The following is a 12,095-nucleotide window of genomic DNA, read 5'->3' as shown; positions in this document are numbered from 1 at the left end:
TTCATTATTTATCAATATCTTCTTTTGACAAATGTCCGTCTTTCACAACGGTTTCGTTAATATTGCTTTTCGTGACCGCATATGGCTCAAGCAGAATCGATGGCACCTTTGTTTTTCCGTTTTCAACGGTTGTATCGGTTTTGATTTCTTCGCCTTTTGCCGCTTGAATCGCTGTTTCGGCGGCCTTTTTGGCGATCGTCGGAATCGGTTTGTAAACGGTCATCGTCTGCGTTCCCTTCACGATCCGCTGAACTCCTTCGAGTTCGGCGTCCTGTCCCGAAACCGGTATTTTTCCGGCCAGTCCCGCTTCCTTGAGGGCTTCAATTGCTCCGCCCGCCGTACCGTCGTTGGCGGCGATGACGGCATCGATATCCTTGTTTTGCTTTAACGCTTGTTTCATATTCTTTTTCGCTTGTTCAGGGAGCCAGTCTTTCGTATATTCGTCAAAGACGATATCAATTTTCCCCTGCTTCTTCAGCGGTTCGAGGACCTTCATGGCCCCGTTGCGGAATAATACGGCATTGTTGTCGAGAGATGATCCGCCGATATAGACAAAGTTGCCCTTCTTCGCTTTTTTGACAATGGTCTCTGCCTGCAGTTCGCCGACTTTTTCATTATCAAATGAAACATAATAATCAACATCGGCATTGCGAATCAGCCGGTCATAAGAAATCACTTTCACACCGGCTTTATGAGCCATGTCGACAATCTCAGCCGCAGCATCCGCATTCGTCGGGACAACGACGAGCACATCAACGCCTTCGTTGATCAAAAGCTCGGCTTGCTGGAGCTGAACATCTTGATTCCCGTTTGCCGCGAGCGTTTTGACTTCTCCGCCGAGGGTTTCCACCTCTTTTTCAAATGCCGCTTTGTCTTTGTACCAGCGCTCTTCTTTCAGCGTGTCGATCGCAAAGCCGACATATAATTTGTCAGAATCGGCAATCAGCTTTACTTTTTCCTCTTTTTCAGCACTCTTTTGCACAGTATTGAACGAGCACCCCGCTGCAGCGAACAGCAGGCCGAACAAGACGAGCGCAAACAGTCCTCTTTTCAAATTTGCTGTCAACATGAAAACCTCCCATTTCATTGAAACATCACAGTTTAAACCGCTTGATCATCCCGTTCATCCGCTCGACCATTTCTCCGAGCAGGCGGGCGCTTTCATCCATTTTTTCAATGGAACCGCTTTGTTCATGAACAGATGCGGAGATTTCTTCAGAACCAGCCGCGCTTTCTTCAGATATCGCCGCGATATGCTCAACTGAGCCGTTAATCTCTTCGCTTGAACGTTTGAAATTGGATAATGCGGCGGAAATGTCCGACACCCGCTCTTCCATATCCGTCACTTTATGCTTGATCTCTGAGAAATACCGGCCCGATGTTTCAATCTGGGTTTTTCCTTTGTTTACTTCAGAAAAACCGGTTTTCAAATCCGCTGCCATAGACGATGTCTCCGTTTGAATCGTACTGACGATCTCCGTGATGCTTCCGACAGAGTTTTTCACTTCTTCCGCGAGCCGCTTCACCTCGCCGGCCACAACCGCAAATCCTCGTCCGGCATCACCGGCTCTCGCCGCTTCAATCGACGCATTTAAGGCCAGCAGGTTCGTTTGCTCAGCCATGCCCGTAATCACTTCGACAAGCTGATGGATAGATTGCGTTTGTTCTTCCAGGATGCTGACCTTTTCAACAGACGCCTCCATCACATCGTTGATGACGTGCATTTGCTGCAAGGATTGCGTCATTTGTTGATCACCGTCGACCGAAACGTTCAGCACTTCTTTAGAAAACTTCGCCAATGTTTCTCCATTTTCATCGGCTTTCTGTATTTGTCCGGCCAGCGCTTGCGTCTGTTCGGAAATATTGGCCGCTTCATTGGCCTGATTGCTTGCACCGTTTGCCAGCTCTTCGACCGTGACGGCGACCTGTTCGCTTCCCTCTTTCACTTCGCTGGAGACATTCGTAAACGTGAGGCATTGCTTATCGACCTCATTGGCGATCTTGGACACCTCGACGATCATCTCGCGCAGGCTTTCCCCCATATCATTAATCGATTGTGAAAGCTGTCCGATTTCATCTTTCCCTTTGTAGTCAAGGGCTGTAAAGTTTAAATGGCCTTGTGCAATCTCATCGCTTGCGGCAACCACCCGATTGAGATTTTTCTTAATCTGTCTGCTGACAATCATGAGAAGTCCTGCGGAAACAACGGCTGACACAAGAATCGACACCACGAGGATCATAATGGTCCGCGAAATATTGGACTGTGCGTCCCCTATTGCCTCTACATTTGAACTGACAGCGTTTTCTTTCAATTTGTCACCGAGCGCCAAAGTTTCCTCTTTTAATTGATTCGCTTTTTGCTGCAGCTCCAAAAACTTTTTGGTATTGATCTGCTGTACATTCGGTACGATATTACTGAAAAAATATTCATCTAAAGCATGGTTGTTATCGATAATTTGATGAAACATCTCAAGCTGTTCATCTGAATGAAGCTCTTTTTTCAGCTTTTTTGCTGTATCGGCAAACTCCTGGCTGTATGTCATGTAGTCCGATAATTTTTCATCCTTGGCGTTGATAATATATTCGGGTATATGTAAATATTTATTTTGATAAAGCGACATCAGCTTAGCTGACTGAACCGCCGTTTCATTTTTTGATTTTGTATCCTGTATCGTCTGGCTTGTATTCTTCAACAGACTGTACGTCATCAAAACGGATGCTAAAAAAGCGGTTAACATCACAAAAAAGATGATGCCGTATTTGCCGCCGATCGTGATATTGTTCCACCTCGGTTTTTTCACATTGCTCCCCCTTCTTTTTTGCAAAGTCATTTTTTATTTATATCGGTAAAAGACTGAACTTTTTCAGAAATAACATGAGGAGCCATACAAATAACGCATCTTCAAGGGCGGATTCCCGATTATTCAAGCGATTCTATCGCCGCGATCACGTCAGCTTCGCGAAACGATCCCATGAGGGATAATGATTCTTCAGGTCTGGCCGCATGGGCCGCTATCGTTTGTTTTGCCTGCTCCACGTTTTCTGTAATACCTAAATCACATAGCCTTCTCGGAAAGCCGAGCGACTCGTAAAACGGAAGCAGCTCAGCAATTTCGTCCATCCGTCCTTCCAAAGCAAGCTGGACCAGGATTCCATAGGCAACTTTCTGGCCGTGCAGGACATGATGGGTTTCCTGAATAAATGTCAGACCGTTATGAACCGCGTGGGCCCCGGCCATTCTGCCGTACCGGCCTGCATAGCCGCCAACCGTTCCCGCAAGCGCAATAACCGCTTCCAAAACATTTGTTAAAGCTGGAGACGGCTCGCCTTTTTCAATGCTTTCCACAGCCTTGAGGCCATCTTTCAACAAGATGTCGCGAATGAAGACGGATTGCCTCAGCCCCGTCTGAACCATGATCGAAAGCGAATCAGCCGTATTTCTGATAATCGCTTCCGCTTCATACCATTTCGCCAGTGTATCACCGATCCCGCTTTTCACATAAGCGAGCGGTGAAGATAAAAGCAGCAGCGGATCAACCAATGTTAAATAGCTTGAGCGCTTATGGTATTGCACCCCGGAAAAGTTGCCTTCATCATCATAGATCACGCTCAATGGCGTGCTTGCCGCACATGTCCCCGGAATCGTCGGGATTGTCATGACTTCAGTGTGTAACAGATCAGCGGCGGCTTTCGCCGTATCTAACACAGTGCCTCCGCCGATGCCGATGATGATATCGGCTGTGCCGGCGCGCTCAGCCGCACGTCGTATCCCTTCCAGTGAGCTGTAGCCTTTATGCTGGATGACGGTCCAATCAGCGGGCAGCTGCACGTGTTTTGTAAAAGCCGCAAACGATTGAACACCGGTTATGATGACAGGACGGTTAAATCTTTCTAAAAGCGACGGCAGCTCTTTCGTGATGCCGGCTTTGCATATATATTGGTTCGGTCCGCTTCTGACGATATCTTCCGGCTGCATAATCCCCATCTCCTTCTATTATTTTCTAATTTTTATCATCTCACTTTCTTTAAAAATATGTCAAATTATATAACAAAGCGTTCTCCCGTTTCCTTTCGTTTTACATACATGACATCGTCTGTCCGCTCCAGCTCAAACAACTCCTCCAGATGAAACATTCCCCGCTGAAAAGCTCCGGCATACAAAGCGGAAGCAGCGGCAAACGCGACCCGCGCCGTGATCAATGATTCATTCTCACCGTACATGGAAAGACCGACGGCGTGATGCCGGCCGCCTTTCAGTCCTTCCGCATCCACTTTGACCGCGTACTCCGCCGAACCGATTTTCAGCGATTCCAGCAGCTTGACGGTCCACCCGCGGATGACGCTGTTTTTTAAAAGGCGAACAGCACCGCTTTTTCTCAAGCCCGCAATTGCCAATGTCGCCAGCCTGGAATCAAAACAAAGCCGGGTGGAAACGGAGGGGATCTCCAATGTCCGCGGCAATGTGGCCTGATCTGAAAAAGGGAACCGATAAGCAGTCCGGCATCCTAAACGGCCGCCAAAGTCTGTTTGCCGGCCGTCTGTGAAACTGCTCACCTTTTTGATGTCACCGTTTTCGGTGACGTCAAACACCGTATGCAAATGATCCACCGTCCATTCAATCGCCGCTTTCCCATGGCTGTCTCCCAAACCGAGCATGATTGTGATGTTGATGCGGCTCGTCTCATCTAATGTCTTTGCCGCTTCCTGCGCCAGCAGATTGGTGAGTCCCGGGGCCAAACCGACGCTCAGCAAACCTGTGCCCTCACAATGCCCGTGATTCAGCCGTTCAAGCTGTGCCAAAAACGGACCGTTCGCCGTAATGTCCAAATAATTCACACCGTTTGCCAAACATGTCTCAGCCAAAACCGTATCCACCTGATCAATGCACACGATCACAAGCTTCGTCTGTTCAAGCCAATCCCAATCAGCCGCATCATCTCTATTGAAATGCATCGGCTTCACTTTCCCGCCCGTTTCCCGGCAAAACCGCTGCGCGCGGTCCAAGTTTCTCCCCGCCGCATACACAAGCCCGGGGTATGTCTCTCCGAGCATCCGGCAGATGTGACCGCCGACATGTCCGTAACCGCCAATGACAACAATATGCTGTTTCAACATGTGCCGCCTCCTTTGACAGCGAACCAGCCATCAATTAAATAAGCGCTGAAAAACCGCGTCACATTCGTGAAACCTGATTCCTTCAGCAAAGCTTCCGCCTCCTCAGCCGGAACCGGATGAGACTGTCTGCCGATTGAAGCCGCAAAGCTTTCCCACTCCGGTTCAGAAATTCCGTTTCCCAGCATATGCTCCTTCCAGGCTTCCATCTGCCACCTGAATGACTCAGAATCAAGGTCGCCTTGAATCGCAGCCAGAAAAAACGGCGCCCCTTCCGTTAAGCGGGCCGCAATATTCTGCAAAAATGTCCGCTTGTCGCGAACAAAATGGAGGACAAGCATGCAAGTCGCTGCATCATATTGATGCTCCCGCTCCAGCTTCTTCACTTCTCCTTCAATGAAGTCGGCTTTGAGCTGGAGACGAGCGTTTTTCAGCCGATGCCGCGCCAAATTGAGCATATGAGCCGATGGATCGACCCCTGTATACGACCAATTCGGATGCCTTCTGCCCAGTGTCAGCAATTCCTGTCCTCCTCCCGCTCCGACAACCAGCACATCGGCTTCATCTTGATCAAGCCGAACCGTCAGCAGACGGTCCATCATATCGTATAACATGTGATAACAAGGGATTTTCAAAGCGATCTTTTTTTCATATTGCTGCACATCAGGATGATTCCAATCCATATTCATGACAAGGCGCACTCCTTTTAGTAAAATAATTAAGAATTATTCTCAATTATAAAGAGGTTTTTGAACAGCACCATCCCACAAATATGGGATTTTTAAGAGGAGGGAAGCAAATGGAACGGGCCTTAAAAGACCAATTCAATGAGCTTGAACGAACATCGCAAACTTCACCGCAATACATGGAAGCCGTACTCTCCGCGCTGCGAAGCGCCATTCCATTTGATGCGTCATGCTGTACAGCCGTCGATCCGAACACCCTCCTGTCCATCGGAGCGATCACAGACGAGCCAATTGAAAGGATGCATCCGCAATTATTTGCACTTGAATATATGGATGATGATGTGAATCAATACGAAACATTAATCAAAACAAAGCAGACAGCGGCGATGTTAAGCGGGGCGCTGGAAGGGGATCTTCACAAAAGCAAACGATACCGCATGGTTCTCGAACCGGCGGGTTTTGGGGACGAAATGCGGGCCGTTCTGTTAAGCAAGGGGGACTGCTGGGGCTATCTTACACTATGGCGAAAAAGCGGACAGCCGCCATTTCATGAGAAGGACCGATCCCTTCTCGCTTCACTTGCACCGATTATCGGCCGGCACTTGCAGCGTTTTCGACATCAAAAACCAAAAAAGGACTTGTTTCACATGAAACATGCCGGCGGCATTCTGATTATGTCGAAAGAGCTCAGACCTATCTCATGCAATGACGCCGCGCTTCATTGGCTAAACATCCTCCGAGACTGGGAAAAGATCGGCGGCACGTCAATACCGAGACCGATCAGAGCCGTCTGCTCCCGCGCCGCAGCGGAGACAGATGATCCGGCGAAAACGGTTATTTCCATTCCGGGCCGTCCCCTCCTGTCCCTCAAAGCGAGCCGCTTGGACGGTTTCGGCCCCTCAGGACAACTTGCCGTTTCCTTCGAGCCGGCTTCACCCGCGGATACGATACCGCTCGTTGCAGACGCTTACGGCCTGTCTGAACGGGAAAAGGAGATCGTATACCGGATCATCCGCGGACTTTCCACAAAAGACATCGCTGACGACTTGCACATCTCCGTGTACACCGTTCAAGACCATCTGAAGTCGATTTTTTTGAAGATGAAAGCGGGAAATCGGCGGGAGTTGCTGTGGAAGCTGCTTGATGATGTTCTGGTGTAGGAAAAAGGGCGGCGGACAGCACGCCCTTTAATCTCGGTTCTGCAAACTGAATACACACTGTTTTTCACTGTGTCTCTTTGTTCCAACAGACATATCACCCGAGTTCATCCTTCTCACAGAACTGGACGATTCCCCCCGTTTTTTGTTTTTTCCATAGTAATACACCACATGAGGCTCATCATGAAAAACGACCATATATTGTGTTTGGAAATCGTCTTGATTGATAGCTGTCTTCGGCAACATCACATGACGCTCTTTATAGTCATGAACATGATAGCCCAAGCTGTCCAAATGTTTTTCAGCATCTGCCTGTACCCACGCATTCATGATCGGATTGCCATGGTCAAGCAAATAAAGAACAGCATACGGGCCGATTAACAAGAGAAAACTAATTGTTCATAATATCACATTTAATTTCTTCATCATTCAACACCGTCATTCTCATGTATAAGCTCGTCCAAACGCGCCAGTGCATCCTGTTTTTCGAACGTGCTGAACCACAGATCGTCATAGGAATCGAGAATCCGGTAGTGGTGAGAAATCAAATTTTGCTGCAGACGAAAGTCGCCCTTTCTTGCGACTTCTCGCCACCACACCCTGCCGCCAAGCGTCTTCCTTTTCGGCCGGTCAATGCTTCGGTGTGCCACAGTTTCAACAACCTCCAAAGGTTCATCACCGAGCACAGACTGTAAAACCTCACTGTTTCGAAACAGCGCGCACACAGCCACAATATACGCCCAGCCAGCCGTTGACCTCCCTTTTTCGATTTGAACAAGCGTCTTCTTCGAAATCCCCAGGACATTAGCCATTTTCTCCTGCGTATAACCGCTTTCCGTGCGGATTAACCTTAATTTTGATGAGATGAGTGCTGTTATGTAGTCTTTGTCCATGACAGACCTCCACTCTTCACTTTTAGTGTAATTTTATACTAAAAGTGAAATTCATTCAACCAACTCGTAATTGATCTCTTGTGCTCCGCGACATCCATAAACAAATAGGGATGCCCGCTCCATCTTCACTTTTTTTCATCATACAAGAAACCCCCTTTTTTCGCTTCTTTAAGAGTTGAAGGATCACTCAGACCAGGCTCTTAGGGTGTAAAGTGCCTTTATTTAAAACTAGAAATTAAGTAATGAAATTGAATGGAATTTAGTTCCTCATGTTCATTTTTTTGAAAATAAATTTATGTTACCTTCATTTACGAGGTGATGAAAATGGCAAAAGGAAAGTTAACAATAAAACAGATGAAAAAAAATTTTATCACATGGGCTAGGCTCTTACCTCTTCTTACAACTGCTGCGTCTGTGATATTTGTCTTAGGACAGTTGCTGATAGGATATTTAAAAGGCAAACCAGTATTTACAGTTGAATTTCTTATTTTTTCAATCGGATTTATCATCTTCGGAGTTGTATTAGGTTTTACTCTAAGATACTTCTATTTAAAGATAGGAGATGCTTGGATAGATGATCGTAATGATTAAAATACGCTTATGCGTATTTTGAAAATATTACTAGAAAGGAAGAAAAGCAGTATGAAAAAATTTATGCTAATGTTCTTGATTTCTGTTGTGTCTATCATGCCTATTCATGTCGTAGCCATTGAAAATGGAAGTAATGACAAGGGAGATTGTACAGCTTGTACGAATAAAAAAGATAGGGAACAAATCATCACGGAAATTGAAGACGTTTACAATGTGAAAACTGAAGTGCTTAGTGAAAACGAAGTGAATAATGTTGAGCAGATAGCTCTTGATAGGAAAGAAAATTTTAAAAAATACATTGAAGAATATAAAGATGCAGGATATAAAAAAGTAGATCTTAAGGATAAAAGTTTGTTATTCAAGGGTGCCCAAATTGACGAAGAAGGTACAATATCTGACTTAGAATTTGTTTATGGAGCTTATAAAAATGATAAAGGGGATTCCATAATTTATACTTTAGGATACAGTAAAGAGACTGAAGAGTTTTTTAATTTCAGTCTAATAGGTATACCCAAAGACTTCAGCGGCAATTATGACGACCTTGATATACTGATTCAAGATCATAATAACTCATTTAAAGTTTTCGGAAAAAATCCCCATGATATCCAACAGGGTGAATTTCAATTAAAAAGTTTCAGCGTTTGGGGAAAGAACTTTGCTTGTGGAATGTTAGGTTTTTTAGCTTGCTCCCAATACTGTGGGGCTGTTGCTATGGTAAATGTAGGTGCAGGAGCTGCATGTGAATTAATTTGTGGAGCAGCGATGACTGCAGCCTGTTCATAGAATTCAAGCATGGAGACAGGAATTATGAAAGTGTACCCTTTGTAAAGGACATTTTTGAAAAAGACGATGTAGAGTTAATGGGATGATCTCTGTTATTGAACAGGGTTCATCTTCTTTTAACCCCTTTGATATCTGTGATCGTTGTAATATGTCATGAGTTTTGATTTCTTTTTTCAGCACGCCCCTAATGTCTTGTTTTTTCTGATTCATCATATTTAAGGCGCTCCATGATTAATTATAGTATCTGGAACGTGAAACTCCTGGAATTATACACAAGAAAATCATCGTATATTTCAATTTGATCTTTTCTATAACTGAATGAACGAGGTGAAATTCTATTAAATGGCACATTTTTCATCACCTCGGATTCCCTCTACTTAGCATCAACTTCTACTTTAGCTCCAAGTAAGTAGATTACGCAAACGATCTATCACTTCAACTATAAAGTCTCCCCTTCTTCATTTATCCATCTTTTATTCCCGCTTTAATATTTATTTATCATCTTTACCACTCCTTAATATCAAAAACGCAAATGATAAAAAGGTGCACTACAGCAACATCATACAAGAAATCCCCCAAAAACATGCTAAACTAAAAAAATCATCATACACAGGAGGCCCGCTCATGCGAAACGAAACCCGGACGCTTTTTCTGGATCCCGATCTGCAGGTTGAAGCTTACCGCTTCAAAGGCATCATGCAGAAGTTTCCGAATCACTTTCATGAATATTATGTGGTCGGCTTTATCGAGAAGGGGCAGCGCTATTTGCTTTGCAAGGGGCAGGAATACATCATCAATCCCGGTGATCTTGTGCTGTTTAATCCGCATGACACCCACAGCTGCGAGCAGATTGACGGGAAGGCGCTCGATTACCGCTGCATCAATATTATGCCGGATGTGATGATGAAAGCCGTCAAGGAACTGACGGGAGCAGAAAATCTGCCATACTTCACGCAAAACGTCTTGTTCCGCCATGAACTGACCTCAAGCTTGAAGGAACTGCACATCCACATTTTGCAGAAAGAAAAAGCGTTGAAAAAAGAGGAATTGTTTCTCCATCTGCTTGAAGAGCTGATCCGGACCTGCTCTGATGTCGCGTTTTTGGAAAACGCGCCTGAGCCGTCCGATCAAGTGAAAGCGGTCTGCGATTATTTAGAAGCGCATTACACGGAAAATATTACGCTGGACGATCTCAGCCGGCTGACGGGCTGGAGCAAGTACCATTTGCTGCGGTCGTTTACGAAGCAAAAAGGGATTTCTCCTTACAGCTACTTGGAGACCGTTCGCATCAACCATGCGAAAAAGCTGCTGGAACAAGGAGTTAAACCGATTGAGACAGCGTTTCAGACCGGCTTCAGCGATCAGAGCCACATGACCAAATTTTTCAAGCGGCAGGTCGGACTGACACCGAAGCAATATATGAAAATCTTTGAATGTGACAGACAGGAGATTAAAGGATGAATACTCGACGTGAAACCGCCGGACACCTTGCGGCTGTTTTAACCATTCTGATTTGGGGCACGACTTTTGTTTCGACAAAGGTGCTGCTTGAGGATTTTTCGCCAATGGAGATTTTGTTTTACCGTTTTCTGCTCGGATTGATCGTGCTGATCATCGTCCATCCGCACGTTCTGACAGTGAAAAGCTGGCGGGAAGAATTGCTTTTTGCCGGGGCCGGGCTCTGCGGTGTAACACTCTATTTTTTGCTGGAAAACATCGCGCTCACCCTTACCTATGCCTCAAATGTCGGCATGATTGTAGCCATCATTCCGATGATCACCGCGGTTCTGGCCCATTTTCTCCTTGCCGGCGAGAGGCTCAAACCGCATTTTTTCATTGGATTTGCCGCCGCTTTTACCGGCCTCGCACTCATTTTTTTCAATGGAAACGCGGTGCTTAAACTGAATCCGCTCGGTGATATGCTTGCGTGTGCCGCAGCGCTCGTTTGGGCCGTATACGCCATCTTCATGAAAAAAATCAGCGCATTTCGGTATCACACGATTCAATGTACACAGCGGATCTTCCTTTATGGACTGATATTCATGATCCCAGCCCTATTCCTGTTTGACTTCCGCTTCACGCTCAGCCCCTTCGCTTCCTCCATCAACCTGTTAAACATGCTGTTTCTCGGGGCTGGCGCATCAGCGCTTTGCTTTGTGACGTGGAACTGGTCAGTCGGTGTCCTGGGAGCCGTGAAAACGAGCGCCTACATATATATGGTGCCCGTGATTACGATTGCCGCATCCATCATCATTCTCCATGAAAAGCTGACATGGATCGCACTCGTCGGAGGATCGCTTACATTAACAGGCCTCTATATTTCAGAAATGAAGCCAAAACCGCTGCTGAAGGAGGAACAAATCTGATGAATGAAACAAAGTGCGCACTTGTGATCGACGAAACTTTGCCGCTCGGGCTGATCGCCAATACAGCGGCGATCCTGGGGGCGGCGCTCGGCAAAAACAACCCCGGCCTGCTCGGGGAAAATGTAACAGACGGGTCTGGGATTGAACACCTTGGAATCGTTAAAGTCCCCATTCCCATCTTAAAAGGGAATGCCGAGCTGCTTCATGAATTAAGAAGCAAGCTTCAGGCCGACGACTTTCACGACCTGCTGACAGTTGACTTCACCGATGTTGCACAAAGTATTCATCACTATGATGAATATACGGAGAAACTTCAAGCATCAACAGCTGCCGATTACCGCTATTTTGGCATTGGCATATGCGGGGATAAAAAGAAGGTCAATCGGCTGACCGGGAGTTTGGGATTGTTGAGATAAACAAAATACGGACATTGACTCTGCAAATAAAGCAGAGTCAATGTCCGTATTTTTTATGTCATACGTTTGCCACCTAATAGTGAAAGCACTA

12 protein-coding genes are annotated in these 12,095 nt (G+C 46.1%); 6 read left to right on the top strand and 6 right to left on the bottom strand.

The window, feature by feature from the left end; translation table 11 throughout:
* Positions 1 to 4 precede the first annotated feature (4 nt).
* The 5 genes from P3X63_RS01525 to P3X63_RS01505 all read right to left on the bottom strand — a co-directional run bounded on the left by P3X63_RS01525 (position 5) and on the right by P3X63_RS01505 (position 5,801).
* Positions 5 to 1,069: a sugar ABC transporter substrate-binding protein gene (locus P3X63_RS01525; protein WP_277692363.1), complete on the bottom strand. Its 1,065-nt coding sequence runs from the start codon at positions 1,067 to 1,069 to the stop codon at positions 5 to 7.
* Between the two features lie 25 nt (positions 1,070 to 1,094).
* The gene (locus tag P3X63_RS01520; protein WP_277692362.1) at positions 1,095 to 2,801 is read right to left on the bottom strand and encodes a methyl-accepting chemotaxis protein; all 1,707 of its coding nucleotides are present in this window, start codon (positions 2,799 to 2,801) and stop codon (positions 1,095 to 1,097) included.
* A 119-nt stretch (positions 2,802 to 2,920) separates the two neighbouring features.
* The gene (locus P3X63_RS01515; protein ID WP_277692361.1) at positions 2,921 to 3,976 is read right to left on the bottom strand and encodes an iron-containing alcohol dehydrogenase family protein; all 1,056 of its coding nucleotides are present in this window, start codon (positions 3,974 to 3,976) and stop codon (positions 2,921 to 2,923) included.
* Between the two features lie 65 nt (positions 3,977 to 4,041).
* Positions 4,042 to 5,115 carry a saccharopine dehydrogenase family protein gene (locus P3X63_RS01510; protein ID WP_077735805.1) on the bottom strand — a complete coding sequence of 358 codons (1,074 nt, stop codon included), beginning with the start codon at positions 5,113 to 5,115 and terminating at the stop codon, positions 4,042 to 4,044.
* On the bottom strand, positions 5,109 to 5,801 hold the full coding sequence (locus P3X63_RS01505; protein WP_277692360.1) for a class I SAM-dependent methyltransferase: 693 nt from the start codon (positions 5,799 to 5,801) through the stop codon (positions 5,109 to 5,111). Before P3X63_RS01505 ends, P3X63_RS01510 begins: the two co-directional genes overlap by 7 nt.
* Positions 5,802 to 5,911: 110 nt before the next feature.
* On the opposite strand from P3X63_RS01505, the gene P3X63_RS01500 reads away from it, so the two are divergent.
* Positions 5,912 to 6,958: a helix-turn-helix transcriptional regulator gene (locus P3X63_RS01500; RefSeq protein WP_026585697.1), complete on the top strand. Its 1,047-nt coding sequence runs from the start codon at positions 5,912 to 5,914 to the stop codon at positions 6,956 to 6,958.
* 422 nt (positions 6,959 to 7,380) lie between these two features.
* Here P3X63_RS01500 and P3X63_RS01495 read toward each other — a convergent pair whose 3' ends face one another.
* Positions 7,381 to 7,848, bottom strand: coding sequence for a helix-turn-helix transcriptional regulator (locus tag P3X63_RS01495; RefSeq protein WP_026585695.1), 468 nt, complete (start codon positions 7,846 to 7,848; stop codon positions 7,381 to 7,383).
* A gap of 324 nt (positions 7,849 to 8,172) precedes the next feature.
* Here P3X63_RS01495 and P3X63_RS01490 point away from each other — a divergent pair, with 324 nt between their 5' ends.
* The 5 genes from P3X63_RS01490 (at position 8,173) to P3X63_RS01470 (ending at position 12,004) form a co-directional block, all read left to right on the top strand.
* Positions 8,173 to 8,439 carry a hypothetical protein gene (locus tag P3X63_RS01490; protein ID WP_077735806.1) on the top strand — a complete coding sequence of 89 codons (267 nt, stop codon included), beginning with the start codon at positions 8,173 to 8,175 and terminating at the stop codon, positions 8,437 to 8,439.
* A gap of 51 nt (positions 8,440 to 8,490) precedes the next feature.
* Positions 8,491 to 9,222 carry a putative immunity/bacteriocin fusion bifunctional protein gene (locus tag P3X63_RS01485; RefSeq protein WP_179115669.1) on the top strand — a complete coding sequence of 244 codons (732 nt, stop codon included), beginning with the start codon at positions 8,491 to 8,493 and terminating at the stop codon, positions 9,220 to 9,222.
* Between the two features lie 624 nt (positions 9,223 to 9,846).
* Positions 9,847 to 10,683, top strand: a complete 837-nt coding sequence (locus tag P3X63_RS01480) for an AraC family ligand binding domain-containing protein (RefSeq protein WP_026585692.1) — start codon at positions 9,847 to 9,849, stop codon at positions 10,681 to 10,683.
* Positions 10,680 to 11,588: a DMT family transporter gene (locus tag P3X63_RS01475; RefSeq protein ID WP_277692359.1), complete on the top strand. Its 909-nt coding sequence runs from the start codon at positions 10,680 to 10,682 to the stop codon at positions 11,586 to 11,588. Before P3X63_RS01480 ends, P3X63_RS01475 begins: the two co-directional genes overlap by 4 nt.
* Positions 11,585 to 12,004, top strand: coding sequence for a DUF2000 family protein (locus tag P3X63_RS01470; protein WP_142246064.1), 420 nt, complete (start codon positions 11,585 to 11,587; stop codon positions 12,002 to 12,004). The genes P3X63_RS01475 and P3X63_RS01470 overlap by 4 nt, the downstream gene beginning before the upstream one ends.
* The last annotated feature ends 91 nt before the right edge of the window (positions 12,005 to 12,095 follow it).

Origin of the sequence: Bacillus sp. HSf4 (assembly GCF_029537375.1) — a bacterium.
In the GTDB taxonomy this organism is placed as follows: domain Bacteria; phylum Bacillota; class Bacilli; order Bacillales; family Bacillaceae; genus Bacillus; species Bacillus sonorensis_A.
This window is presented reverse-complemented; position numbering and strand designations above follow the sequence as displayed.

Excerpts from the sequence above, each read along its gene's own strand:
- P3X63_RS01525 (WP_277692363.1), bottom strand. The coding sequence starts at position 1,069 with ATGTTGACAGCAAATTTGAAAAGAGGACTGTTTGCGCTCGTCTTGTTC.
- P3X63_RS01515 (WP_277692361.1), bottom strand. The coding sequence starts at position 3,976 with ATGCAGCCGGAAGATATCGTCAGAAGCGGACCGAACCAATATATATGC.
- P3X63_RS01510 (WP_077735805.1), bottom strand. The coding sequence starts at position 5,115 with ATGTTGAAACAGCATATTGTTGTCATTGGCGGTTACGGACATGTCGGC.
- P3X63_RS01505 (WP_277692360.1), bottom strand. The coding sequence starts at position 5,801 with ATGAATATGGATTGGAATCATCCTGATGTGCAGCAATATGAAAAAAAG.
- P3X63_RS01500 (WP_026585697.1), top strand. The coding sequence starts at position 5,912 with ATGGAACGGGCCTTAAAAGACCAATTCAATGAGCTTGAACGAACATCG.
- P3X63_RS01495 (WP_026585695.1), bottom strand. The coding sequence starts at position 7,848 with ATGGACAAAGACTACATAACAGCACTCATCTCATCAAAATTAAGGTTA.
- P3X63_RS01490 (WP_077735806.1), top strand. The coding sequence starts at position 8,173 with ATGGCAAAAGGAAAGTTAACAATAAAACAGATGAAAAAAAATTTTATC.
- P3X63_RS01485 (WP_179115669.1), top strand. The coding sequence starts at position 8,491 with ATGAAAAAATTTATGCTAATGTTCTTGATTTCTGTTGTGTCTATCATG.
- P3X63_RS01480 (WP_026585692.1), top strand. The coding sequence starts at position 9,847 with ATGCGAAACGAAACCCGGACGCTTTTTCTGGATCCCGATCTGCAGGTT.
- P3X63_RS01475 (WP_277692359.1), top strand. The coding sequence starts at position 10,680 with ATGAATACTCGACGTGAAACCGCCGGACACCTTGCGGCTGTTTTAACC.